Origin of the sequence: Telluribacter humicola (genome assembly GCF_017355935.1) — a bacterium.
GTDB classification, from domain to species: domain Bacteria; phylum Bacteroidota; class Bacteroidia; order Cytophagales; family Spirosomataceae; genus Telluribacter; species Telluribacter humicola.
Genome location: NZ_JAFIQT010000008.1, coordinates 155,222 through 179,092, shown reverse-complemented (window position 1 = coordinate 179,092; position 23,871 = coordinate 155,222). Strand labels below are relative to the sequence as shown.

The window sequence follows — 23,871 nt, the reverse complement described above, 5'->3', positions numbered from 1 at the left end:
AAAGAAACGGTTTCCGGAGTACTGTCCGGAAACCGTGGGCGAATTTCTGAAATTTTCCTATTTATACCAAACCCTTATTCTTCCCAATCGAAGTCGGAGAGGCTGACGTTCTCCCAGTTGGGATAGATGGTGAAGTGTTTTTCCTTGACGAGCTTAAAAATCAGGTTGCGCAGCTCCTCCATATTCTCCTTCTGCTCAGCGGAGATAAACACCACATGGTCGGCTTTGCGGGCGATGTAGCTCTTCTTGAGGCGCTCGATCAGCGTTTCGGCCGGTACCTGCTCTACCAGGGGTTCGCCGGCGGGTTCTTCATCCTCGTGCCAGAACTCCTCTTCGGCAGTCTGCTGGTAGAGGTCGATCTTGTTAAAGACCAGAACGGTAGGCTTGTCGGCGGCACCAATATCGGCCAGGGTACTGTTAACCACCTCAATATGCTCCTCAAAAGACGGATGCGATATATCCACTACGTGCAGCAGTACATCGGCTTCGCGTACCTCGTCCAGCGTCGATTTGAAGGACTCAATCAGGGTAGTAGGCAGCTTCCGGATAAATCCTACTGTGTCGGTGAGCAGGAAAGGAATGTTTTCCAGCGTTACCTTCCGTACCGTAGAGTCTACGGTAGCGAAGAGTTTATTCTCGGCAAATACGTCGGCCTTGGCCAAGCGGCGCATCAGCGTGGACTTCCCTACGTTGGTATACCCTACCAGCGCTACCCGCACCAGGCGGTTACGCTCTTTGCGGCGGGTAATGGCCTGCCGGTCTATCTTGTCCAGCTTTTCTTTCAGGAACGTAATCCGGTCCTTGATGATACGACGGTCCGTTTCGAGCTCTTTCTCACCCGGTCCGCGCATACCCACCCCACCCTTCTGGCTGGTAAGGTGCGTCCACATGCGGGTCAGGCGGGGGTACATGTACTGATACTGAGCCAGCTCAACCTGTACTTTGGCCTGTGAGGTCTGCGCGCGCATAGCAAATATATCCAGGATCAGGAGCCCCCGGTCCAGTACTTTGATCTCTTCAAAAGCACCTTCAAGGTTACGCACCTGCGAGGGAGTCAGATCATCGTCAAAGATGATCATATCCACGGGGTTATCGATGATGAAGGTCTTTATTTCATCCAGCTTTCCCTTACCCACGTAGGTCCGAATATCCGGACGGTCGAGGTTCTGGGAAAAAGTCTGCAGAGTTTTGACGCCCAGTGTGGTAGCCAGGAAGGCAAGTTCATCCAGATATTCCTGGGTTTTTTCGGCAGACTGACGCTGGGTACTTACCGCTACCAGAACGGCAGTTTCCTGACGCTTGGCCGTAGAATTCAGTTTATTTTTATCAATCATTCAGTATGAGTTTTCTAGCAAAGTTGCCGTGAAAAAAGTTAATCAGGTCGGCTAAAGATAACCAGTCAGAGTGGGCAAAAGTTCAGGCTAAACAGGCCTATATTTATAGTACTTATAGTCAATCCAGGCTAACATCTTATTCTCCTGACAGGGCTTGTTTATCCCTATCCGGCAAGGAGACTGAAACAGTAACCATTTATATCCATCTGCTGCCTCTCCTACTAATTTACAAAAAAAAATTGAGCCTGATTATCAGCTACAATCAAAAACTCTTTTTTACTTTTGTGAAAACGTCTACGCCCATGATTGTTCCAGCCCTGGCTTAATTCAGGCCATCTTTCTCTTTTTTCAGATTTACTTGTTTAAGGAATCGCTGCGTCTGCTACGCTCCGATATCCTACTTTCCTATTCCTTTTTGCATCTATTATCTATGAAAAAGTGGTTTAAGCTGCTTCGTATGGCCCTGGACGGGTCGGAGCAAACCTATACCAGCGGGAGTATCAACCGCGCTATATTTCTGTTATCGGTACCCATGATCCTGGAGATGGTCATGGAGTCGCTCTTTGCGGTGGTAGACGTATTTTTTGTATCCAAAGTCAGCATTGAGGCCGTCGCTACGGTAGGTCTTACCGAGTCGGTGATCACGCTGGTATACTCAGTAGCCATTGGGCTCAGTATGGCGGCCACGGCCCTGGTGTCGCGTCGGGTAGGCGAAGGCAATCCCGAGCAGGCCGGACGGGCCATCGGACAGGTGATCCTGATCTCACTGGTAGTCTCGGTCGTGATGGGGCTGGTGGGCTTCCTGTCGGCGGAGCATATCCTGCGGCTGATGGGGGCCTCGGAGGAGGTGATCGCGGTAGGTACTACCTACGCCAGGATCGAGTACCTGAGTAGCCCGGTAATCGTGCTGCTCTACTCGCTAAGCGGTGCCCTGCGCGGGGCCGGGGCGGCCTCAGCAGCCATGCGCTCGCTCTGGATCGCCAACGGCCTCAACATCATACTGGACCCGCTCTTTATATTCGGCTGGGGCATCTTTCCCGAAATGGGCGTAACCGGAGCCGCCGTAGCTACCACTATCGGCCGTACGGTCGGGGTAGGTTACCAGTTGTACTACCTCTACAAAACGACCCGGGGCATTGCCATCAGCCGGGCCGACTTTACGCCCGACCGTCCGGTTATAGCGGGTATACTTAGCATCGCGGCCGGAGGAACGGGACAGTTTCTGGTGTCGTCGGCGAGCTGGATATTCCTGACGCGCATCCTGGCCGAGTTTGGCAGTGATGTCGTAGCTGGCTATACGATAGCCATACGGGTGATCATATTTACGCTGCTGCCCTCCTGGGGAATGGCCAACGCCGCCTCCACCCTGGTAGGTCAGAACCTGGGCGCCAACCAACCTGAACGGGCCGAAACCTCGGTCTGGCGCTCGGCCTATATCAACATGGTATTCCTAGTGCTGGTAGCGCTCTTGTTCTACATCGAGGCCAGTACCATTATCGGCTGGTTCAACTCTACCCCGGCGGTAGTAGACACGGGCGTACGGGCGCTACGGGTACTGTGTATGGGCTACGGCTTCTACGCTTTCGGGATGGTGATCATCCAGGCGCTCAATGGGGCCGGTGATACCCGCACCCCTACCCTGCTGAACCTGGTCTGCTTCTGGCTGGTCGAGATTCCGCTGGCCTACATACTCGCGATCGGGCTGGAGATGGGGCCGCTTGGTGTATTTATGTCAGTACCCATTGCGGAATCGCTGCTGGCCCTGCTGGGTATATGGGTATTCCGACGGGGCAAGTGGAAACTGGTACAGGTATAGTGTGGGTAAAGTACTAATCTATCACAGAGAGGAGATCTCTGTAAAACGGAGGGAAGGGAACCAGCAGGTACCTCCCTTTTTGTTGTATAGCTATAAAAAAAGGTTTAATAGCTATACCTTAGACCTGTTGTTCACAACAAACTACCTTACACTCATCACGTCATGAAAATTGAACAGATCTATACCGGCTGCCTGGCGCAGGGCGCCTACTTTATACAGTCAGACGGAGAAGCGGCAGTCATTGACCCTCTGCGCGAAGTGGGGCCCTACATCGAAAAGGCCCACCGCGAAGGAGTCACGATCAAGTACGTATTCGAAACCCACTTCCACGCTGACTTTGTATCGGGTCACCTGGACCTGTCGCAGAAAACGGGGGCTCCCATTGTGTACGGTCCCCAGGCGAATCCCAGCTTTGACGCTCATATAGCACGGGATGGGGAGGAGTTTAAAGTAGGTAAGGTAACGATCAGGGCTATTCATACCCCCGGTCATACGATGGAGTCGACCTGCTACCTGCTCCTGGACGAACAGGGTACGCCCAACGCCCTATTCAGCGGAGATACCCTGTTCATTGGTGATGTAGGCCGTCCCGATCTGGCGCAGAAGAGTAATCTAACTATGCACGACCTGGCGGGCTACCTGTACGACAGCCTCCGCGGCAAGATCATGCCCCTACCCGACGAGGTAATCGTGTATCCGGCTCATGGAGCGGGATCGGCCTGCGGAAAGAACATGAGTAAGGAAACCTACGACACGATGGGCAACCAAAAGCGGACCAACTACGCCCTGCGGGCCAATATGACCCGCGAAGAGTTCATAAAGGAAGTAACAGATGGACTGCTGGCACCGCCGCAGTACTTCCCCCAGAACGTACGAATGAACCGGGAAGGCTACGACAGCATAGACGAGGTACTGGAACGGGGCGTACAGGCGCTGAGCCCGGAGGCTTTTGAAGCGGCGGCCAACGCCGCCGGAGCCCTGGTACTGGATACGCGCCCTGCCCCGGAGTTCGCCAAAGGATTTGTTCCTAACTCCATCAACATTGGTATTGACGGTAGCTTTGCCCCCTGGGTAGGTGCTCTTATTCCGGATCTGAAACAACCGCTGCTGATCATTACCCAGTCCGGCCGGGAAGAGGAAGTTGTAACGCGGCTGGCCCGTGTAGGCTACGACTATACCCTGGGTTACCTTGATGGTGGCCTGGAAGCTTGGGTTGGAGCCGGTAAGGAGGTAGATACTATCGAATCCATTACGGCGGAGCAACTGGCAGAGCAAATCAAGGGAGAGAATCTGACGGTTGTAGATGTACGCAAGCCCAATGAGTACGAGGCCGGACACGTAGAAGGTGCCCTTAACCTACCCCTCGACTACATCAGCGAACAAATGGCGGAGTACCCCAAGGACAAGACCATATACCTGCACTGCGCCGGCGGCTACCGCTCCATGGTAGCGGCTTCTATCCTGAAATCAAGAGGCTTTGATAAGGTGATGGATATAAAAGGAGGCTTTGGTACCCTGGCCAAAACGGACATTCCCCGTACCACCTCCGTGTACTCTAACAAAGAGTGAATGAGCGAATGAGTGAAAGAGCGGGAAGAGGAAATTAAAAAGATAAATAGGGGCAGTATGGGCATTCTTACTTCCCACACGACGCCCCTTATCACTTTCCTCCCTTCCTGCTTTCCTCCTTATTAACCTAATTCATAAACTCCCCTACTCCTTCACCGCCAGCAGGTATAACTGCTCGTCGCCCAGGCGGAAAGGTTCGCCGTCCAGATCTGTGAAGGTTTCGGTAATGGTGAGACCGGCGAGGCTGAATATGCGCTTCAGTTCGGCCAGGGAGTAGATATACTGCTGTACTACGTGGCTAAGGCGTTCGATACCCTTCACATAGGTGAGCTCGGCTTCTATACAGCCTTCCAGGGGGTTATAGGTACTATTCATCAGGAAGATCAATTCCTCATCGCCTTCTCCTACTGGCATCCAGCTCCGATTTACAAAATGAGGCAGTACACTTTCGGCAACGAGTTCGGTATGGGCTACAAAGCGGGCACCCGGCTCCATCAGATCGGCGATACGCTGAATAAAGGGAACCATCTGCTCATAGGGGAAGAAGCTAAAGCTATTGCCCATACAATAAGCCGCCTGAAACTTTCCGCCTTCGAGGGGTATGGTCAGGAAATCGCCGCAAATTACCTCTACCGGCAACTCCCCGGCAGTAGCGGCCTGGCTCAGCTCCTCGCAATACCCCTTTGCTATGTCTACACTGGTAAGCCGGTAGCCCCGCTCCGCCAGCGGTAACGCGTGGCGGCCGTAACCTCCAAATACATCCAGCACGCGGCTGTTCGGTTCCAGTTCGAGTACATCCGCCAGGAAGTCTACCTCCCACTCTGTGTACTCTTCGTTCTGATTGAGCTTCCAGGCTTGCTGGGGCAAGCCTTCAAAAAATGTATGATACCAGGCCACGATTTATCCGTTAGATTTCTGGCCGTGAAGGTAACCATTATTATGCTCAGGTGCAGAAAAACCTATTGGCAAAGATGGCGCTCAGCTACCCTTCAACGGCCCAGGGAACCCGTACCGTGAACCGATCGGCCGACTCCTCGACCTGTACATCTTCCTTGCTGAGGTAGTGGTACAGGGCCTTCAGATTCTTGAGGCCATAACCATTGGAGGTTTCTACCTGCCGCTTTTTCCAGACTGTATTCGTCACGACCAGTTGGTCCTCGTTGGCTCCTACCTCGATCTGCAACGGGTGCTCCTGGTTGATGACATTGTGCTTGATGGCATTCTCAATCAGTACCTGCAGCGTCACGGGTACGATGGGTCGCTCGTAGAGCTCGTCGGGTATACTGATATCTACCCGCAGGAAGCCGTTGAAGCGGGCTTTCAGCAGCGAGATGTAGTTGTTCACAAAATCAACTTCCGTCTCCAGCGGGACCAGCCCCTTCTCCTGGCTCTGGAGTACATAGCGGTATACCTTAGAAAGCTGGTGGACAAACTGCCGCGCCAGAGCGGGGTTTTCCTGAATGAGCGTGTCCAGTGATGCCAGGCTGTTGAACAGGAAGTGCGGATTGACCTGATTGCGGAGGTTGTTGAACTGTACCTGTGCTTTTTCCTTTTCCAGATTGGCCGCCCGGACAGCATCCTCCTTCCAGCGCTTCAGAAAATGCATGGCTATAAATCCCGAATTCATGACGGTACTTCCGAAGAAAGCGGTAAGCACGATGAATACGACGTTAAGTTTATTAATATATGCGGCAATGGAAGGTATAGCGATCACTAAAAAGAATGCCCCCACCGGAATCAGGAAAAGCTTTAGGACTCCCCAGCCGATCAGCAACTGCACCACTACCCGTCGGCCAATGCCCCGATCAAAAGGCATAACCCGGTTGAGCTTGTAGTCCAGCCAGTAGTAAAAGATCCAGATCAGATTCATGAAAATGAACTGGATAATGGCGAATATGATGTGGATGCCTAAGCCCACCTCGGGAACGGCCCAAAAGCGAGCGGCAAACCCTAAGAGGGTAAAAAAGCCAAAGATCAGCTCGACGTAGAGGTTAAATTTTAGCTTCATAGCCGTGTGAGATTATTTTTCCATCCGACATCTCAATGATCCGGTCACCACCCGCAGCAAAGTCAGGATCGTGCGTCACGGTGATGATGGTTTGGCCGTTGGTACGGGAAATTTCCCTGAATATATCAAATACCATCTCCGAGTTGGCCTTGTCCAGGTTGCCGGTAGGCTCATCACCCATAATAATAGTAGGCTCATTAATTAGGGCTCTGGCGATAGCTACCCGCTGCTGCTGCCCGCCCGATAGCTTGGACGAGGGCTTCAGGGCGTGCTCGTGCATATCTACCAGCCGCAGTTTCTGGTAGGCTCGTTCCTCCACCTCGCGGGTTGGAAACTTGCCCAGTTTCAGTCCCGGTAGCATGACATTCTGCAATACTGAAAACTCGGGCAACAGAAAGTGAAACTGAAACACGAACCCCAGGTGCTCATTACGAAATGTCGCCAGTTGATCCTGACTCCTGCCCGTGAGCGGCTGTCCGTTTACCTCCAGAGTACCGTCATAGCTGGTATCCATGGTTGACAGGATGTAGAGCAGGGTAGATTTGCCACAACCGGACTTCCCGATGATGGATAGAAACTCACCCTTTTGTACTTCAAAACTAATGTCTTTCAGCACCTGAAACCTGACCGGCTCGGTGAAGTACTTATTTATATTCGTGGCTTTAAGAACAGCCGTTTTTTGAGAGTCCATGAGTTTAAAGTCTATGAGTTTATGAGCGTTGCCCGCTTCACGCATTGAGTACCTCGTTAACCTCTTAAAATTTCAACGGGATCTATTTTGGCGGCTCGTTTGGAGGGGAAGTACCCTGCCAGCAACGTCGTAATAACTCCGAACAGCACCCCCAGTATGTAGTACTTCAGATCAAACTTGACCGGGAAGGTATCGATAGCCAGGAAGTCTCCGGCGTCGAAGGGCGTGATGGAGAGTATGTAGCTAAGGCTGAACCCAATCACTACACCCAATATAGCTCCCAAAAAACCAATGATGATGGACTGGATCATGAAGATGGCGATGACGTCTTTGCCTCCAAAACCCGTAGCTTTCAGAATGGCGATATCTTTGATCTTGTTCATGACGTTCATGTTCATGATGTTGTAGATCCCGAAGCCCGCCACTACCAGCAGGGTAAATGAAACTACAAACGTCATAACGCCCCGGATCTTTTCCCCAGCCAGGATAGCCTGATTGGCCGTCGCCCAGTCTTCCACCTTGTAATCGTACTGCCGGGCCAGTTGCTGCCCAAAAGGAATGGCCTGCATGGGGTCTTTCATCTTGATATGCAGGTCGGTGATGTAGTTGGCATCCTTCTGAATCAACTCCTGTACCTTGGCCTGGTTGACGTAGCCACGGGCGTCGTCAACCGTCTGAATACCAAAGCTGAATACCCCTACTACCCGCAGCAGTGCGGTACCACCCGTCGAGGAGGTCACATTGACCTTGTCGCCTACTTTGAGGTTGAGCTTGCGGGCCAGGAGACGCCCCAGAATAACTCCGTTGGAATTGGACTGCAGGTCTTCGATGGTACCCGACTTCATGCGCTGGCTCAGGCGATAAAGCTTCTCCTCTCGCATGACATCCACCCCGGCCAGGGTACCCGGCACGGGCACAGAGCCCACGTTGAAAAACACCTGCGTACTTACCTGCGGCGATACGCCCAGTACCTCCGGCTGCTGCTCAATGTTCCGGGCTATCACCAGGCCATTCTTGATACGAGCCAGTTCCTGCTTGGGCTTCTGGTGGTGTACCACGTTAAGGCCATCGGGATTGATGGTCTCTATAATACTGGGACGGTCGGAGGTGATCTGCTTGTATATGCGCACGTGCGGCGAAGCATCCAGGGCGGAGTCTTCCAGGAACTGGTTGACGCCCTGCATAAAGCTGATCATGACGATGAACATGGCGATCCCGAAGGTAACGCCCAGCATGGCCACCATGGTTTGCTTCTTCTTGGTCAGCAAGTGCGTCTGCGCGATATTAAAGGCTATTTTTAGATTCATGGTTCCAGAATGAATGATTTTAACCACAGAGGTAAATGAGGTATGGCACAGAGTTATATGAGTTTTTAAAGAGCTAATCTCTTGATACCGTTCTTGAGGCTTGTCACATCAAAATTGAGTAGTAGTCCCACCTTTGAGTTACTCAACCGCATATAGGTAAGTACCTGAGCTATATGTACATCATGGATTGCATCAACCGCCTTAAGCTCAACTACCAGTTGATTTTCTACGAATAGATCAATTCTATATCCGCAGTCGAGTTTTACTTCTTTAAACACCAGGGGCATTGGCTTCTCCTTCTCTACATAAATACCTCGCAGAGTAAGCTCATAGAAGAGACATTCTTTATACGCACTCTCCAGCAATCCTGGGCCTAAGGCGGTATGCACTTCAAAAGCACAGTTTAGTACCTTATGTGTCACTTGATTAACATCCATTTTTTACTCTTTTGAACTCTGTGCCAAACCTCATTTAACTCTGTGGTTAAACTTAAATTGGCTTTAGGACAACACTACTCTCGGTCAGCCCGCTCTTCACCTCTACCAGGTCCAGGTTTTCGGCACCTTTGCTGATCCGGATCTTTTTCTTTTCTCCCCCTTCTTCGACCCATAGACTATCACCACCTACAACGTACGACTTGGGTATAGTCAGAGCGCGGGGATTCTGACTGATAATGATGTTGGCTTCCACCGTCAGACCATAGTACCCTTCGGGGGCTTCGCCTTCAAACTCCGCATCTACCCGAAACGACTGGTCTACACGGTTGAGCTTGGGGTAGATCTTGGAGACACGGGCTTTATATACTTTCTGATTGAAGGCATCGACTTTAATGAGTACCTCCTGCCCTACCTTCACTTTGGTAAAATCGCTTTCGTCCACCGCCATTTGTACGTAGGTACTGTTCCCACTACCGATCAGGGCTACGGCTTCGGTACGGCGTACCAGTTCTCCCGGCTTTTTGTACACCTCGTATACCTTACCATTGCCGTAGCTACGCAGGCGGTAGTTACTGGCATCGACGGAGGTGACCCGGTACTGGCTACGGGCATTCTGCAAGTCAACGTACAATTGATTTCGAGTGCGCTGCAGAGACTGCTGACGCGCCGCCAGTTCATTGCGGCTGGTGCGGTAGACTAGCTCGGCCCGTTCAAACTCAGCCCGTGAGGTAGCGTTCCGCTCGTAAAGGCCTTTCAGGCGAAAGTAGTTGACCGAGTCATTCTCCAGCCGGGTACGGGTGGTACGTATCTGTGCTTCCAACTCGCTTAGTACGGGCGAAGTCTGAGACAGGTTCGCTTCAGTCTGGCGGTAGATGTTGGCGGCGGCCTGTGAACGGGCATCCGTAGCCGCGCTTGCCAGCACGAACAGGAGCTGGTTATTGCTTACGCTGTCGCCTTCGTTGACCAGTTGCTGGGTAAGTACCCCATCAGCCTCGGCAAAGAGTTTGTATTCGTTCTGCGGGTACACGTTACCCGATGCATACACCGCTTCGGTTAGTTCTTTGTAAGTAGGCGTAGTGCCTTCTTCACCTGATTTGCAGCCTATCATAGCTAATACGATCAGGCCTGAGATGTATCTGGATTTCATGGTAAGTAGGTAGTAGGTGTTAGCTGGTAGAGGATTAGCCGATAGCTTTACAGTAGCTAATCATGCTGTACTATATTCATTGTATAATATCTAAAGTCTGGTTCGCAGGAGCCCACCATAGATCATAGCGTCAGCCAGGGTACGCAGGTAGCGGTTCTGGGTCTGCAGCGACTCGTTGAATACCGTCAGGTACTGATCGTAGGTGTAGGTACCGGCCTGGTACTTGATCAGGGCCAGGCTCAGGTTCTGAGCCGACAGGTCCAGATTCTCCCGACTTAGCGCCAGTGACCGGCGGGCCTGCGCGAAGGAAGTCTGCCACTCCTCATCCTGAGCCAGCTGCCGGCGACGCTCGGCTTCCATTTCGGTACGGGCTATGTCGGCTCGTACTTTGGCCCGGGCTAGGTTATGCAACTTCACGCCTCCGCTGTATATAGGGACATCCAGCCGGATACCTACTACCCCGATGCTGAACCAGGGTTTGTCAAAGTCCAGGAAGTTAAACTCCCGTCGCTGGGCCTGGGCGGAGTAGCGGCCGTACAGCGATAGCTGAGGCAACCGGGTAGCCTGCTCGCGCTGAATGGCCGCCTGAAAGTAGCTGAGCTGACTGGCCTTCAGACGGATTTGGGGGTAGTCGTCGGGGTTTGTGGTGGCGGGGGCCTCTCCGGCTACGGCCCAACCCTGTGCGGCATCGGCCGGTACTCTTACCTCCTGCCCTACCAGCATATTCAACTGCCTGAGGTTGTTGGTATAGGCCAGCCGGTTTTGTTCCAGTTGGTCCGCCAGGGACAGGCGGGTACTTTGGGTACGGTTCAGGTCGAGCTGCTCGGTGACACCCGCGTTATAGCGCTCGCGAGCCAGTACCAACAAGGTATCGGCATTGCGCAGGTTTACCTCTGAGATTTGCATGGCCTCCCGCGCCAGGGCCGTCAGGTAGTAGGCTCGTACCACCTGCGTAGCCAGTTGATCCTGCTGAGCGGCTACCTGGGCTTCGGCTATTTGCTGATTCAGGCCCGCCAGGCGGATGTCGTGCGTGAGCGTAGGGCTGAGCAGATTATAGTTCGCTTCCAGTCCGGCAGTCAGGTTGTAAGGTACCCCAAACTGCAGCCGCTGGTACTCTCCGGGACGGCCACCTAAAAACTCAGCGGGAACCAGCTGTACGGGTAAGGCATAGTTATAATCCAGTGAACTGGTAGCTCTTAATGTAGGCAAACGCCCGGCTCTGGCTACATCTACCGCTCCGGCTTGCCACTGGGCGGTCTGGCGGGTAGCCTGTAGGTCAGGGTTATGCTGGCGGGCCAGCGCGAGTGCTTCTTCGACACTGTTCAGCTCAGTCTGTGCACTGACAGATCCCCCTCCTACCAGCAGGCATCCAATAAGTAGGTACTTTTTCATGGGTATATAAAAATTCCGGTTTCGTGCTTCAAAAGTCAGGGAAAGCTACGAAACCGGAAAACTTATGTACACGAAGCGGAGAAAAAACGCCGCGAAGCAGAATTAATACTTTATCTCTATCTCTAACCCCGGAAGTACATCTTCTCCGGATAGCTTCGTCGGCTCCCCCTTGATGACTTCAGGAGCGCCCACTGCCTGGTAAATGTATACGGTCTTAACCTGGCGGTCAATAAGCCAGCCGAGGCGGCAGCCGTTCGCTTGGTACTCTTCCATTTTGGCCTGCAGGTCGGTAAGACGGTCAGTCTTGGATCGAACTTCTACTACAAAGTCAGGACAAATCGGGGCAAACTTCTCCTGAGCACTTTTGGACAAGCTTTCCCATCGACTCTTAGATACCCATGAGGCATCGGGAGAGCGTACAGCACTGTTGGGGAGTGTAAATCCTGTGGATGAATCAAAAGCATACCCAAGTTTAGAGTATTCATTCCAAAACCAGATTTTGGCACTTATACCAAGATTAAAGTTACCAGTATCTGCTCCCGTTGGTGACATGACGATAATATTTCCGTGTTGATCACGCTCTATACGTAGCTCAGAGTTGGCCTGGCACAAGTCAAAAAACAGCTCGTCCGTCAGTCCCTCCACCGTTTTTATCTTAAATACATTATCCATAGCTCCGAATATAGAATTTATACTAATGTAACGAAAAAAACGGTACCCATGGTTGGCTACTTCTTCTCAATACCTCCCAGTACCCGGCCGATATCGTTGGCACTCGCCATAAAGCGGAGGCTGGCAGTACCGGTATTTTTTATATATTTGAGAAAAGACACCGCTATGACTATTCAGGAATTAGAACTGATTCTACGCCGTGAGGGCATCTTTGAAGAGTTTGGTATTAACCGCCTGGCGCTCTTCGGATCGTTTGCCCGTGGAGAGAAATACCACGATATAGACATCCTGCTGGAACAGCCCCTGGATTACAAAGTACGTGAACAGCTACGGGGAAGATTACAACCGCTACTTCACACAAAAGTGGACCTGGTACCTGCGAAGTTCGCCGACCCTATTATCCTCTACCGCGCTCGTAAAGACTTGAAGTATGTTACCCGATAGAGCCAATGACCTTTTGCCTTTGCTTGTCATGCTTGAGTCTATCGGTAAAATAGAGATTTATGCTGCCCCATTTCTTCTTCCGTAGCTACATATAAAGCTTCATCAAAGGCTTTTATAACCTCCATTTTACTTCTTCTCAATCCCGCCCAGTACCCGGCCGATATCGTTGGCACGCGCCATGAAGCGGAGGCTGGCTTCCAGGTCTTTGCTATCAATGGCTTCCTTGAAGCGCTTTAAGAATTCAATATAGTCACCTAAGGCTTTGGAGACATTGGCTTTGTTCTGATCGAAGATGGGGGCCCACATCTGGGGTGAGCTTTTGGCCAGGCGTACCGTGGAGGAAAAACCGGTACTGGCCATATCGAAAATGGCTTTTTCGTCTTCTTCCTTTTCCAGCACCGTCAGACCCAGGGCAAACGAACTAATGTGGCTCAGGTGCGATACGTAAGCCAGGTGCAGGTCGTGCTCGGTGGGGGTCATGTAGTGGATCTTCATGCCGACATCGCGCAACAGGGCTTCTACCAGCGCTACGGCGTCAGGATTACTCTTCTCGCGGTCGCAGATGATGACGTTCTTACCCGGCAGCAATTCTTTGAAAGCCGCGCCCGGACCGGAATTTTCGGTACCGGCCATAGGATGTACCGCCACAAACTGCGCCCGGCGCGGGTGCGCGTCGGCTGCTTCACAGATGAGTCCCTTGGTAGAGCCCAGATCCATGACTGTACTTCCATCAGAAAGCTGATCCAGGAGTACGGGCAACAGGTGCATGATGGTATCGACGGGCGTAGCCAGCACGTTGAGGTCAGAGACCCGCAGGGCCTCCTCAAGGGGCATGATTTCGTCTACAATGCCTTTGGCAAGGGCTATCTTCTGATTCACCTCAGACTTATCTACCCCTATAAACCTCATGTTGGGGTACTTCTCGCGAAGTGCCAGGGCAAACGAACCTCCCAGTAACCCTACTCCTATTATACTTACTATCATCTGAATTATGAATGCTGAATTATGAATGCTGAATGGCACCGACAGTACTTGTCTGCGCGCCGGCGCCCCATTCTACATTCGAAAATCGAAATTTATTTTAGCCCTTGATTCTCTCCGCCGCTTCCCAAAGGCGCTCTTTAGGGGTACATAGTGACAGTCGGATATAGCGCTGGCCTTTGGGGCCGAATATAAAGCCCGGAGCTATGAAGACATGCTTCTGATACAGTAGTTCATCCACAAGCTTCTCGGCTGACTCAACCGATTCGGGTAGCTTGCCCCAGAAAAACATACCCTCCTGCTTCGGATCCCAAGTACAGCCTAGGGTCGCCAGAAAAGCTTGAGCCGCTTCCAGTCGTCCTTCGTACACCGCATTTCGCTCACGGTGCCACTCGTCAGTATTGGCCAGAGCGGTAGCGGCAGCTTCCTGCAAGGCCCAGAACATGCCGGAGTCTACGTTGCTCTTGATCTTAAGTATAGCATCCAGGTAAGGCTTCGCTCCTGCCAGCCAGCCCAGGCGCCAGCCCGCCATGTTATGCGACTTGCTCATGGAGTTCAGCTCAATAGCTACCTCTTTGGCTCCCTCTATGGATAGCAGGCTGATAGGTGATTTCTTATTCAGCACCAGGCTATACGGGTTGTCGTGGCACAGGAGTACACGGTGCTTCTTAGCGAAAGCTACTGCCTCCTCAAACAGCTCCCGGGTAGCAGGGGCTCCCGTGGGCATGTGGGGGTAGTTGAGCCAGAGAAGCTTGGTACGCGGAGTGACCAGTTCACCCATGACATTCCAGTCGGGTTGCCAGCCGAAGTCCTCCCTCAGAGGATATTCTTTAACTTTGGCACCTACCATCTGACTTACGGCCCGGTAGGCCGGATAGCCCAGTTCGGGTACCAGTACCTCGTCGTCCGGATCAAGGAAAGTAAGTGATATATGCGTTATGCCCTCTTTGGAACCAATGAGGGGTAGTACTTCAGAATTAGAGTCCAGCGTCACACCATAGGTACGCTGGTAGTAGTCCGCAACGGCTTTACGAAAGGTGGGGGTACCCGTATAAGGCTGATACCCGTGCGCCTGAGGCTTATGTGAGGCGTCGGTCAGGGCCTCAATGGTCTCATCCGAAGGCATCATATCCGGATTACCGATGCCAAGATTGATTACGTCATGTCCTTCGGCTACCAGTTTCCGTACCTCGGCCAGTTTCACAGAAAAGTAGTACTCGGAGGTCTGACGCGTACGTTGCGCAGTTTCTACTATCATTACTTAAAAATCAAAAGATTAAAATCCGCCAAATTAACTGAAAAAGAGAAAGTAAGGACCTATCTTTTTGCCCATTCAGCGAAAGCTTTAAAATAGTCGGCAAGTTAGCGAAATAATGTTTGAAAATGAGCCTCCGGTACTCCTCCCAAGTACTTTAAAAGCCTTACGTCATCCTCTCCTATTATATATAGCCCTTGTGCTGCTTTTAGTAGTATAGCTCTGAACAGGAATGTATGATAAAAGCTTTCCTCCCTACTATGGCGATAGCGGTACTTATAGGTACGCTCGCCTGCCAAAACCAGAACAACACCGCTAACTCCTCCACTAAACAGGACACAACCGCTATGGAAGGTACCTTTGGCTACGATGTAGATTTTCTGAAAAAGCAGAAAGAAGTCATACTCTTACAGGCCCCGGACAATCCGATGGCACAGGCCGTACTGGTACCTGATTACCAGGGGCGCGTCATGACCAGTACATCTGGTGGTACCACTGGGGGCAGCTACGGCTGGCTTAATTACGCCCACATCAGCAGCGGCCAACATACCCCGCACATGAATGCCTACGGGGGTGAAGAGCGCTTCTGGCTGTCGCCGGAGGGAGGGCAATATTCGGTGTACTTCGAAAAAGGAAAACCCTTCACCTTTGACAACTGGCAGACACCACCCCTGATCGATAGCGAGCCCTTTGAGGTAGTTCAATCCAACGCTTCATCAGCCCTTTTCAGGAAGAGTGCAGTACTGGATAACTACAGCGGTACCCGCTTTATGTTTGACATCGAACGGGAAATAAGTATGATGGATAAAGGTACTATCGCGGACAGACTGGGTATCAGGCTGCCCGATCAGGTAAAGTCGGTTGCCTATGAGTCCAGAAATACACTCACCAACCGGGGTGACGACTGGACCCGGGAAAGAGGCTTGCTGGGAATCTGGATACTGGGGATGTTCAAACCCACGGAGAAAACAACCATCATTGCTCCCATTGACAAACAACGCTCCGCCCAACTACTCCTGACGGACAACTACTTCGGAAAGATACCTACCGAACGACTTCGTGTGACTGATACCGCAGTACTACTGAGCGCCGATGGAAAGTATCGTAGCAAGATAGGCTTGGCTCCCCGGTCGGCCCGGCCAGTAGCCGGGAGCTACGATGCGGAAAAAGGGATACTGACCGTCGTACAGTATGATCTCAATCCGGAGGGGGATTATCTGAAGTCGAGCTGGGAGATTCATCAGGAGCCTTATCAGGGTGATGCGCTGAACGCCTATAACGACGGTCCGCTGGAAGACGGCTCGCAGATGGGCCCTTTCTATGAGCTAGAGTCTAGCTCATCCGTAAAAGCTCTGAAGAAAGGAGAAAGCCTGGTCCACCGCCATAGTACCTTTCACTTTGAAGGTGATAAAAAAAGCCTTGCTGATATAGCCACTAAGGCACTGGGCGTTGATCTATCCACGCTCGAATAAAGCTCTCAATAGCACCTATATCAATTCACTATTTATACTGACAGAATGTACATGAGGGGCATATTCCTACTTCGGTCCCAGCGTGTAATAACCTTGCCATTTGGCAAGGTTATTTAGTTTATGCACATAAAACCAAAGCATTGAATAATATACTGCTGTGCAAAGTGAGGGTACAATTTCAGGATGAATCTAAATATCAATCAGGCAGCCAACTGCTGAATATCCCGACCAGTGCGATACTGAAAAAACTTCCTAAAACCCCCTTTAAGTACCTGACAAAATTGCAGTTAAACAATGATTAGTATACTAATGGAATGGTTTTTTGAGTTTATACAATAGGTGTTTTCTAAGGCACTAAACCAGATAGTACATTAACTTAAAATAAGACCCATGAAAAGAACAGGAAAATTAGCAACATACCTGATGATAGCGATGGTGGGGGCCGTAACGGTAGCCTGTAGTCCATCTTTTCAGGTACAACATGATTATGATACCTCGGTAAATCTGAAGCAGTTTAAAACCTTCCGGGTAGAAGCTGAGAAAGATATGCAGCAAGACCCCCTCCTGGGCAGTGAACTTAACAGAAGACGTCTGAGTGATGCTATTACAGAAGTAATGCAAAGCAAAGGATACGTACTGGATCAGAATAATCCGGATATCGTATTACGGTACCTTACTGACGTAAAAGACCGTCAGCAGGTTAGATCCAATAATAATATGGGTCCCTACTGGTGGTGGTACGGCCCGATGAATAACAACATCTCTACCTACAATTATCAGGAAGGACGCTTTATTCTGAATATTTATCAGAATCAGGCAAAGGATAGGATGGTATGGCAGGGATGGGCGTCCGGACGAGTAAAGCCCGCTAACAAGCGTGATGATCGCCAGACTATGGTCAAAGATATCATTATGGATATTCTGCGCCCATTCCCGGGAGCTACTGCTGATACCTATACTACCCGATAATCATAATCAGGTAAGGTAACTTAATAAATAGAAGTAAAGAGCCCCGGTAGCTGAATGGCTACCGGGGCTCTTTATGTATAGGCTGCACCCGTTCAGAAACTATACTGTACCCGCATGGTAAAAATATTATCCCGCAGGTCGGCCCGATAGCCATCCAGCTGGGTCTTCTCATTTTTTACGAAATCGTAGTACAGCAGAAAACGAAGGTTATCCGTAGCGTAGTAGTTATACCCTAATCCTAGAGTACGAAACGAAACATCGGCCCCCGTAAATCCAGTACCAATGTCAGTACCCGCAACCTCAGTATTAGGGTCGTACCAGTCGTACTTGAGCACCAGTTGGTGCTCCGGATGGAACAGGGTCTGCAGGAAGTAAAAGTATGCTCCATCGAAGGGCCGGATAAACAGCGGAGCCCTCAGGCCATTGCTAAACTCGGGAATCTGACTTGGAGTTTCGGAGGTAGTTCGGGTGGATGTCTGGGTACCGGTAATGTACTCCGCCCGCAGTTCGGTACCGGCTCTTTCAGACAAAAACTTGATCTGTATGTCGCCACCGTAGTAGTGCCGGGGCGCTATCTTTCCGACGTTATCAGGAGAAGCATCAAGCCGGTACCCGTCTCTGCCCATCCGGTAGATCTCATTGGTAAACTGCTCCATACCTCCGTACAACACCGAAGTACCCGCCGAGATAACCACTCGCGGCCACACCTCCATTGGTTTCAGCATGACCCGCCCAACTACGTCTTTGCGGCTGTCAAAGTCCGTTGTAGCCGTCAGCCCTTGTCCGTTAAATACCCCCAGATCCACCCTAAGAAAATCCAGCGGATAATCATCCTCCTGGGCCTCAAAAGATAATCTGGCTCCCAGATCACGTTCGGTGCGCATAAGTATCTGAGACATACGTCCCCGCTCCGGCGACTCGCGCCTGGCCGAGCTCAGATTCACTTCATAGCCGAAGGGTCTGGGAAATATACCCGTGGTCAGGTTCAGAACACTCCACTTATTCTCATAAAACTGCCCGAAAAAGTCTCTGACTACAACGCCCCGTTCGGTACCGTCAAACTGAAAAACAAAAAATACCGTCGGCTGCCCCTGCTTATTGAAGTGTGAATAGTCGACACGCAGCCTCCCCCGCCGGATCATGAACCGGTTGCTTACTCCCTCCGGAAAATCGCCTCCGTTGTAGCTGGGTGCTCCTTTGGACTGAGCTATCTGGAATTGCGGCTGGATGTAGCCACTAAACCGCAGACGGTCGCTTTGTTTATAAATGGCAAAAAGAGCCGACTGGTACTTGGTAGTATCCGTAAAGTCATCCATAATAAACTGCGCTGAGCTTTTCTGGCTCAGCAAGACGCTTACCAGAAAACTCAGCGCAGCTATCCTGCCTAAGTACTTTATATAACTAAGCTTCATTATAAGTGTATCATAGTGGAGTCAGACGCTGAATAATGTACTACACCCATCGTTGATCGAAGATACGAAGGTAGCCTTATTATCTACTTTCCGGCTACCCTATCGAGTTCAGTCTTCAGCACCTTACTTTCGGGAAAGCCCATTGGTATCCAGCGGTTGGCGATATGGCCCTGCGCATCGATCAGTACGAACGGATGATTGGGCGTTATGGCATACTTATCTTTCAGCTCTTCAATAGCCTTTGGAGATGCCCACAGGTGCATTACCCCCGGACGCGCCTCAGCGTACTTTTTCCAGGTAGTGAAGGGAATGCCCGGTGCCACACTCACATATACAAAGTTAACCTTATCCTTATAGCTTTCTTCCAGCGCTTTCAGGGATGGCTCGTGCTGTTTCAGATTGAAGGCAAAAGCCAGTACCATCGGATTTCCCTTTAGACTGCTTATAGAAACTGGGGTACTATCTACACCCATTAAAGCTACATCCGGAGCCATGGTACCATCTTTGAGCTGGTCTCTGGTGTTAAGCCAATCTTCAAAGTAAGCGATCTGCTGAGACTGCGGATAGGCTTTCCGGTAGTCAGCCAGAATGGTACGGGCGGTCTGCGTGGTCGGATAGGCTGTACTGGCCAGGTTGAGCCAGTAAGTCGAGAGGTACTCCCGCTGGCGGGGGTAGTCTTTAAGTTTCTCCTGCGTTAGTTGATACGCCTTTTGCAACGCCTGCTGACTCAGCGCATTATGCCCTTCGGTACTGCCCTGTGCCCCCTGAGTAGCCTGTAGTTGTATCCAGTTTCGCAGCTCGTTGCGGTAGGTCTGGCTGATCAGTGCCTCATCGGGCATAAGTTTAAAATTCTGCAGAGTGAGTTCTGTTAGCTTCTTCTGCTCGTCGGCTGTCAGCTTCACCGGACGGTTCTTACGCATGTCGCGGTCCATCACCAGTGCCTGTAATAGATAAGGCTCCGTCATAGAGGCCGCCTGCACGTACGCATCAAAGGCTTTGTCTACATTGGTGGATGACTTAAACTCGTTGTAGCGGGTCCGGCGTAGCTGCTGCAGGCTATCACTCTGCTTCAGGATGGCCTGGTTATCTACCTGCGTAGGCTTATAGCCATAAGCCGGCAGGTACTGGAAATGGTTTTCGCGGTAGTAGTCGCGCAGGAGCTGCTGGTATGCAGCACTGTTACCCAAAAACTCCATGCTCCGGTCAGCATTTAGTTTTACCGTCAGGTTATCACCCGGTTTCAGGTACAGGAGCTGCGTTCTCCCCTCGTTAGAGCCACCGGCGGCACCCGATGGAGGCAGGGTCATCCGTACCAGAGTTGGCTGATCCAGTTTGATGTCAAACACTCCGTTATTCTGGGTACTAAGGTCCACTACTCCCAGGTTATCAAACTCCGTATCGGCCAGGCCCATACCCAGTGTCTCATGGAACTTGACCCGCTCTGCCGTTAAGGACACCTTCTGATTCAGGCCATCCGGCGCTGTTACAGTCACGCGGGCTATGTTTTGAGCCCAGGTCGCAGACCCGGCCAGCAGGCTCAGCAGAGCCAGAATCGCTTTGTTGATTTTCATATAGATCCTGTACGTAAGGTTGTTGTTTAGTAGCTGCTGTAATAAAAAAAGTTTGCCAGCGTAGTTATGTGGCGTATATAGCGATCTTTGACCTGTAGGCCCGTCTAAAATGGCGCCGCCCCTATTACTTTTGCATAAGCAATCATTCAGATAGTACATGAACCGCGTATCCCTGTTCCAGTTTAATACCCTTCGGTCCGCTTTTGAAGGTGAGCTCTACTACGACGACTCTACCCTGCACCAGGCGCAGCGCCACCTGTACGCTACGGATGCCTCTGTCTATCAGGAGCTCCCCCTCGCCGTAGCACTTCCCCGTACGGTGGAAGATATTCGTCGTCTTATTGACTTCGCCAATAAGCAAAAGGTAACGCTCATTCCACGGGCGGCTGGTACATCACTGGCCGGACAGGTAGTTGGGAAAGGCATCGTGGTGGATATATCAAAGTACTTTGGTCAGATACTGGAAATCAATGCGGAGGAGAAGTGGGTACGCGTACAACCGGGCGTTATTCGTGACGATCTTAACAAGCACCTGGCACCCTACGGGCTCTTGTTTGGACCGGAAACCTCTACCGCCAACCGCGCTATGATCGGGGGAATGGTTGGGAATAACTCCTGCGGACTACACTCCATCACCTGGGGCACCACCCGCGACCATCTGCTGGAAGTAAAAGTCCTGCTGTCGGACGGTAGTGAGGCCACCTTTCATAACCTCAGTACAGGAGACTTTGTTAAAAAACTAGCCGATAAAGGAGCCAACAGCAAGCGCGAACAGGCCATCTACGCGGGTATGTGGGGCATGCTGTCCAACCCGGTGGATCAGGAACTGATCAAAAAGCAGTTTCCGAAGCCCACCGTCACGCGCCGCAACTCCGGCTATGCTCTGGATGCCCTGGTGAAGGGTTTCGAGAACCAAAACATCAACCTGTGTCACCTCATAGCCGGTTCAGAAGGTACCCTCTGCTTTGTCACAGAAATAAAGATAGGACTGGTAGATGTCCCTCCGGCTGCCGTAGGGGTACTGTGCGTGCATACTACCACGCTGGCCGAAGCTCTGCACGTCAACCGTGTAGCTATGAAGCACCAGCCCAAGGCCTCCGAGTTAGTGGACAAGTACATCATGGACTTCACCAAAGATCACCACGAGTACTCCAAGAACCGCTTCTTCCTGGAAGGCGACCCGGCGGCCCTGCTGATGGTGGAGTTTTGGGGAGATACCGAAGAGGAAGTCAAGCAGAAAGCCGTATCTCTTATTGCCGACCTGCAACAGGAACAGCTGGGCTACGCTCATCCGCTCCTGTTCGGAGCCGACGCCACTAAAGCCTGGGATATTCGTAAGGCAGGCCTCGGCCTGATCCGTAACCTACCCGGCGACACCCAGCCCGTCAACCTTATTGAAGACTGCGCCGTGGCCGTTGAGGACCTACCTGACTACATAGCGGATGTGGAGCAACTACTGACCCGGCACGGCCTGCATGCCTCCTACTACGCCCACGCGGGAGCCGGCGAGCTGCACGTAGAGCCCATGATCAACCTCAAGACCAGCGAAGGCAAGCAACAGTTCAGACAGGTACTGGCGGATACAGCCGTTTTGGTCAAGAAGTACAACGGTGCCCTCTCGGGCGAGCACGGCGACGGACGCCTGCGGGGCGAGTTTATCCCCTTCATGATGGGCGAGGAGGTATACGAGATGTTCCGGCAGGTAAAGCGTATCTGGGACCCTAACGGGGTATTCAACGCTAACAAAATCGTCGACACGCCACCTATGAACGAGTCGCTCCGGTACCTTCCCGACTACGCGGCCCCCGCCCCCAAGACTACCTTTGACTTCTCCAAAGACGAAAGTATACTGCGCCTGGCCGAAAAGTGCAGCGGCTCCGGTGACTGCCGAAAGTCACAACTAAGCGGGGGTACCATGTGCCCCAGCTTTATGGCCACCCGCAGCGAAAAAGATACCACACGCGCCCGCGCTAACATGCTGCGGCAGTTCTATACTGCATGGCCCAGTCCCAAGGAGGATGCTACCAGTGCGGATATGGTGAAGGAAACGCTGGACCTGTGCCTCTCGTGCAAGGGTTGCAAGGCCGAGTGTCCTTCTACGGTAGATGTAGGTAAGATGAAGGCCGAGTTTACCCAGCAGCAGTACGACAAACACGGAGCACCCGCCCGGGCTAAGCTCATCGCTAACTTCACTAAGCAAATGAAGCTGGCTTCCCTGGCTCCCTGGGCGTATAACGCTGTATTTGGAAATCCGGCCCTGCGACGCGTAGCTAACCGCACCGTCGGCTTCCACCCTGACCGTACCATGCCTGCCCTGGCCTCTACTACCCTACGCAACTGGTACAAGCAGCACCGGAAGAATTCAGAAAGCAGCCCTTCCGGCAAGGTATATCTATTCTGTGATGAGTTTACGGATTATAATGATGTAGAAATAGGGCAGAAAACAGTACTCCTGCTCGAAAAGCTAGGGTACGAGGTAATCATTCCCCAGCATAGCGAGTCAGGCAGGACTTATCTTTCCAAAGGGTTTGTAAAGGAAGCCCAGCAGATCGCTATTCAGAATGTAGAGCTGCTGAAAGAGCTGATTACAGCGGATACTCCACTGATTGGTATAGAGCCCTCGGCTATCCTGACGTTCCGTGATGAGTACCTGGACCTGATGCCGGAGCACCTGGTTGAAGACGCGCGCCGCATAGCGGAACATAGCCTGCTGTTCGAAGAATTTATAGCCCGTGAAATAGAAGGGAAGCGCATAAAAAAAGACGCTTTCACGACTGAAAAGCGACTTATCAAATTACACGGACATTGCCACCAGAAGGCTCTCTCCTCGCTGGTGCCCGCTAAGAAGGCTCTTTCGTTGCCAGCAAACTATGATGTACAGCTTATTCCGTCCGGCTGCTGTGGTATGGCCGGATCATTTGGGTACGAAGCAGAGCATTATGATGTCTCAATGAAAATTGGTGAACTGGTACTTTTTCCAACGGTACGTCAACAACCCGAAGAGGTCATTATTGCAGCCCCGGGCACGAGTTGTCGCCATCAGATTAAGGACGGAACCGGACGTAAAGCCTTACATCCGGTGGAGATTCTGTGGGAAGCGCTAAGGTAGCACCCATAAGGTGCTACCGTCGTACATCGGTAGCCGACGTATCCGGATTTACAATTACGTCTCCCCTGACTGTATCCGAGGGTACAATTTCCTCTTGTGGTGTTGTGGTAGGAGTCATATCAAGATCATGATAGAACCATCCGCCAAAGTGAGCAATCGCCGATAAGATAATCCCTGCGCCAATCACCCAGATCCAGATTCTTCTGGTACTGGCGGTGCTTTTGGTCGCATGGGTTTCTTTGTTCATTTCGTTCCTGTCCATATCAATAGTCTGTGTTTTCTGAT

Annotated in this window: 20 protein-coding genes; 6 read left to right on the top strand and 14 right to left on the bottom strand. The window is 51.6% G+C overall.

Going from position 1 to position 23,871, the window contains the following annotated elements; all coding sequences use genetic code 11:
* Positions 1-74: 74 nt before the first annotated feature.
* Positions 75-1,334, bottom strand: a complete 1,260-nt coding sequence (hflX, locus tag JUB14_RS24700) for a GTPase HflX (RefSeq protein WP_207509534.1) — start codon at positions 1,332-1,334, stop codon at positions 75-77.
* 430 nt (positions 1,335-1,764) lie between these two features.
* Between hflX and JUB14_RS24695 the strand changes: the two genes are divergently transcribed.
* Both JUB14_RS24695 and JUB14_RS24690 read left to right on the top strand, forming a co-directional pair.
* A complete protein-coding gene (locus tag JUB14_RS24695) occupies positions 1,765-3,150 on the top strand; it encodes an MATE family efflux transporter (RefSeq protein WP_207509533.1) in 1,386 nt (461 codons plus the stop codon).
* A 162-nt stretch (positions 3,151-3,312) separates the two neighbouring features.
* Entirely contained in the window at positions 3,313-4,719 is a 1,407-nt protein-coding gene (locus JUB14_RS24690) for an MBL fold metallo-hydrolase (protein ID WP_207509532.1), read from the top strand.
* Between the two features lie 144 nt (positions 4,720-4,863).
* On the opposite strand, the gene JUB14_RS24685 is transcribed toward JUB14_RS24690, so the two are convergent.
* From JUB14_RS24685 to JUB14_RS24650, 8 genes are all read right to left on the bottom strand, one after another.
* Complete coding sequence (locus tag JUB14_RS24685) at positions 4,864-5,616, bottom strand: class I SAM-dependent methyltransferase (RefSeq protein WP_207509531.1); 753 nt, start codon at positions 5,614-5,616, stop codon at positions 4,864-4,866.
* An 85-nt stretch (positions 5,617-5,701) separates the two neighbouring features.
* Positions 5,702-6,727, bottom strand: coding sequence for a sensor histidine kinase (locus JUB14_RS24680; protein ID WP_207509530.1), 1,026 nt, complete (start codon positions 6,725-6,727; stop codon positions 5,702-5,704).
* The gene (locus tag JUB14_RS24675) at positions 6,711-7,418 is read right to left on the bottom strand and encodes an ABC transporter ATP-binding protein (RefSeq protein ID WP_207509529.1); all 708 of its coding nucleotides are present in this window, start codon (positions 7,416-7,418) and stop codon (positions 6,711-6,713) included. Before JUB14_RS24675 ends, JUB14_RS24680 begins: the two co-directional genes overlap by 17 nt.
* Positions 7,419-7,474: 56 nt before the next feature.
* On the bottom strand, positions 7,475-8,725 hold the full coding sequence (locus JUB14_RS24670; protein WP_207509528.1) for an ABC transporter permease: 1,251 nt from the start codon (positions 8,723-8,725) through the stop codon (positions 7,475-7,477).
* A gap of 65 nt (positions 8,726-8,790) precedes the next feature.
* Positions 8,791-9,162 (bottom strand): GxxExxY protein, encoded by a 372-nt coding sequence (locus tag JUB14_RS24665; protein ID WP_207509527.1) that lies wholly within the window; start codon positions 9,160-9,162, stop codon positions 8,791-8,793.
* Between the two features lie 52 nt (positions 9,163-9,214).
* Positions 9,215-10,309: an efflux RND transporter periplasmic adaptor subunit gene (locus JUB14_RS24660; protein ID WP_207509526.1), complete on the bottom strand. Its 1,095-nt coding sequence runs from the start codon at positions 10,307-10,309 to the stop codon at positions 9,215-9,217.
* Between the two features lie 90 nt (positions 10,310-10,399).
* Positions 10,400-11,701, bottom strand: a complete 1,302-nt coding sequence (locus JUB14_RS24655; protein ID WP_207509525.1) for a TolC family protein — start codon at positions 11,699-11,701, stop codon at positions 10,400-10,402.
* Between the two features lie 102 nt (positions 11,702-11,803).
* Positions 11,804-12,373 carry a Uma2 family endonuclease gene (locus JUB14_RS24650; RefSeq protein ID WP_207509524.1) on the bottom strand — a complete coding sequence of 190 codons (570 nt, stop codon included), beginning with the start codon at positions 12,371-12,373 and terminating at the stop codon, positions 11,804-11,806.
* A 165-nt stretch (positions 12,374-12,538) separates the two neighbouring features.
* On the opposite strand from JUB14_RS24650, the gene JUB14_RS24645 reads away from it, so the two are divergent.
* The gene (locus tag JUB14_RS24645; protein WP_229368242.1) at positions 12,539-12,817 is read left to right on the top strand and encodes a nucleotidyltransferase family protein; all 279 of its coding nucleotides are present in this window, start codon (positions 12,539-12,541) and stop codon (positions 12,815-12,817) included.
* Positions 12,818-12,943: 126 nt separating this feature from the next.
* Here JUB14_RS24645 and JUB14_RS24640 read toward each other — a convergent pair whose 3' ends face one another.
* Positions 12,944-13,801, bottom strand: coding sequence for a prephenate dehydrogenase (locus JUB14_RS24640; protein WP_207509522.1), 858 nt, complete (start codon positions 13,799-13,801; stop codon positions 12,944-12,946).
* A gap of 97 nt (positions 13,802-13,898) precedes the next feature.
* Positions 13,899-15,056, bottom strand: coding sequence for a pyridoxal phosphate-dependent aminotransferase (locus JUB14_RS24635; protein ID WP_207509521.1), 1,158 nt, complete (start codon positions 15,054-15,056; stop codon positions 13,899-13,901).
* Positions 15,057-15,289: 233 nt separating this feature from the next.
* Between JUB14_RS24635 and JUB14_RS24630 the strand changes: the two genes are divergently transcribed.
* Both JUB14_RS24630 and JUB14_RS24625 read left to right on the top strand, forming a co-directional pair.
* Entirely contained in the window at positions 15,290-16,525 is a 1,236-nt protein-coding gene (locus JUB14_RS24630; RefSeq protein WP_229368239.1) for a DUF6786 family protein, read from the top strand.
* Between the two features lie 390 nt (positions 16,526-16,915).
* Complete coding sequence (locus JUB14_RS24625; protein WP_207509520.1) at positions 16,916-17,494, top strand: DUF4136 domain-containing protein; 579 nt, start codon at positions 16,916-16,918, stop codon at positions 17,492-17,494.
* 92 nt (positions 17,495-17,586) lie between these two features.
* Here JUB14_RS24625 and JUB14_RS24620 read toward each other — a convergent pair whose 3' ends face one another.
* Both JUB14_RS24620 and JUB14_RS24615 read right to left on the bottom strand, forming a co-directional pair.
* The gene (locus tag JUB14_RS24620; RefSeq protein ID WP_229368237.1) at positions 17,587-18,906 is read right to left on the bottom strand and encodes a porin; all 1,320 of its coding nucleotides are present in this window, start codon (positions 18,904-18,906) and stop codon (positions 17,587-17,589) included.
* An 83-nt stretch (positions 18,907-18,989) separates the two neighbouring features.
* Positions 18,990-20,477 (bottom strand): TlpA family protein disulfide reductase, encoded by a 1,488-nt coding sequence (locus JUB14_RS24615; protein WP_207509519.1) that lies wholly within the window; start codon positions 20,475-20,477, stop codon positions 18,990-18,992.
* 157 nt (positions 20,478-20,634) lie between these two features.
* On the opposite strand from JUB14_RS24615, the gene JUB14_RS24610 reads away from it, so the two are divergent.
* Positions 20,635-23,586: an FAD-binding and (Fe-S)-binding domain-containing protein gene (locus tag JUB14_RS24610; protein ID WP_207509518.1), complete on the top strand. Its 2,952-nt coding sequence runs from the start codon at positions 20,635-20,637 to the stop codon at positions 23,584-23,586.
* A gap of 13 nt (positions 23,587-23,599) precedes the next feature.
* Here the strand turns inward: JUB14_RS24610 and JUB14_RS24605 are convergent, their stop codons facing one another.
* Positions 23,600-23,848 (bottom strand): hypothetical protein, encoded by a 249-nt coding sequence (locus JUB14_RS24605; RefSeq protein WP_207509517.1) that lies wholly within the window; start codon positions 23,846-23,848, stop codon positions 23,600-23,602.
* Positions 23,849-23,871 lie beyond the last annotated feature (23 nt).

Excerpts from the sequence above, each read along its gene's own strand:
- hflX (WP_207509534.1), bottom strand. The coding sequence starts at position 1,334 with ATGATTGATAAAAATAAACTGAATTCTACGGCCAAGCGTCAGGAAACT.
- JUB14_RS24695 (WP_207509533.1), top strand. The coding sequence starts at position 1,765 with ATGAAAAAGTGGTTTAAGCTGCTTCGTATGGCCCTGGACGGGTCGGAG.
- JUB14_RS24690 (WP_207509532.1), top strand. The coding sequence starts at position 3,313 with ATGAAAATTGAACAGATCTATACCGGCTGCCTGGCGCAGGGCGCCTAC.
- JUB14_RS24680 (WP_207509530.1), bottom strand. The coding sequence starts at position 6,727 with ATGAAGCTAAAATTTAACCTCTACGTCGAGCTGATCTTTGGCTTTTTT.
- JUB14_RS24675 (WP_207509529.1), bottom strand. The coding sequence starts at position 7,418 with ATGGACTCTCAAAAAACGGCTGTTCTTAAAGCCACGAATATAAATAAG.
- JUB14_RS24670 (WP_207509528.1), bottom strand. The coding sequence starts at position 8,725 with ATGAATCTAAAAATAGCCTTTAATATCGCGCAGACGCACTTGCTGACC.
- JUB14_RS24665 (WP_207509527.1), bottom strand. The coding sequence starts at position 9,162 with ATGGATGTTAATCAAGTGACACATAAGGTACTAAACTGTGCTTTTGAA.
- JUB14_RS24660 (WP_207509526.1), bottom strand. The coding sequence starts at position 10,309 with ATGAAATCCAGATACATCTCAGGCCTGATCGTATTAGCTATGATAGGC.
- JUB14_RS24655 (WP_207509525.1), bottom strand. The coding sequence starts at position 11,701 with ATGAAAAAGTACCTACTTATTGGATGCCTGCTGGTAGGAGGGGGATCT.
- JUB14_RS24650 (WP_207509524.1), bottom strand. The coding sequence starts at position 12,373 with ATGGATAATGTATTTAAGATAAAAACGGTGGAGGGACTGACGGACGAG.
- JUB14_RS24645 (WP_229368242.1), top strand. The coding sequence starts at position 12,539 with ATGACTATTCAGGAATTAGAACTGATTCTACGCCGTGAGGGCATCTTT.
- JUB14_RS24640 (WP_207509522.1), bottom strand. The coding sequence starts at position 13,801 with ATGATAGTAAGTATAATAGGAGTAGGGTTACTGGGAGGTTCGTTTGCC.
- JUB14_RS24635 (WP_207509521.1), bottom strand. The coding sequence starts at position 15,056 with ATGATAGTAGAAACTGCGCAACGTACGCGTCAGACCTCCGAGTACTAC.
- JUB14_RS24630 (WP_229368239.1), top strand. The coding sequence starts at position 15,290 with ATGATAAAAGCTTTCCTCCCTACTATGGCGATAGCGGTACTTATAGGT.
- JUB14_RS24625 (WP_207509520.1), top strand. The coding sequence starts at position 16,916 with ATGAAAAGAACAGGAAAATTAGCAACATACCTGATGATAGCGATGGTG.
- JUB14_RS24620 (WP_229368237.1), bottom strand. The coding sequence starts at position 18,906 with ATGAAGCTTAGTTATATAAAGTACTTAGGCAGGATAGCTGCGCTGAGT.
- JUB14_RS24615 (WP_207509519.1), bottom strand. The coding sequence starts at position 20,477 with ATGAAAATCAACAAAGCGATTCTGGCTCTGCTGAGCCTGCTGGCCGGG.
- JUB14_RS24610 (WP_207509518.1), top strand. The coding sequence starts at position 20,635 with ATGAACCGCGTATCCCTGTTCCAGTTTAATACCCTTCGGTCCGCTTTT.
- JUB14_RS24605 (WP_207509517.1), bottom strand. The coding sequence starts at position 23,848 with ATGGACAGGAACGAAATGAACAAAGAAACCCATGCGACCAAAAGCACC.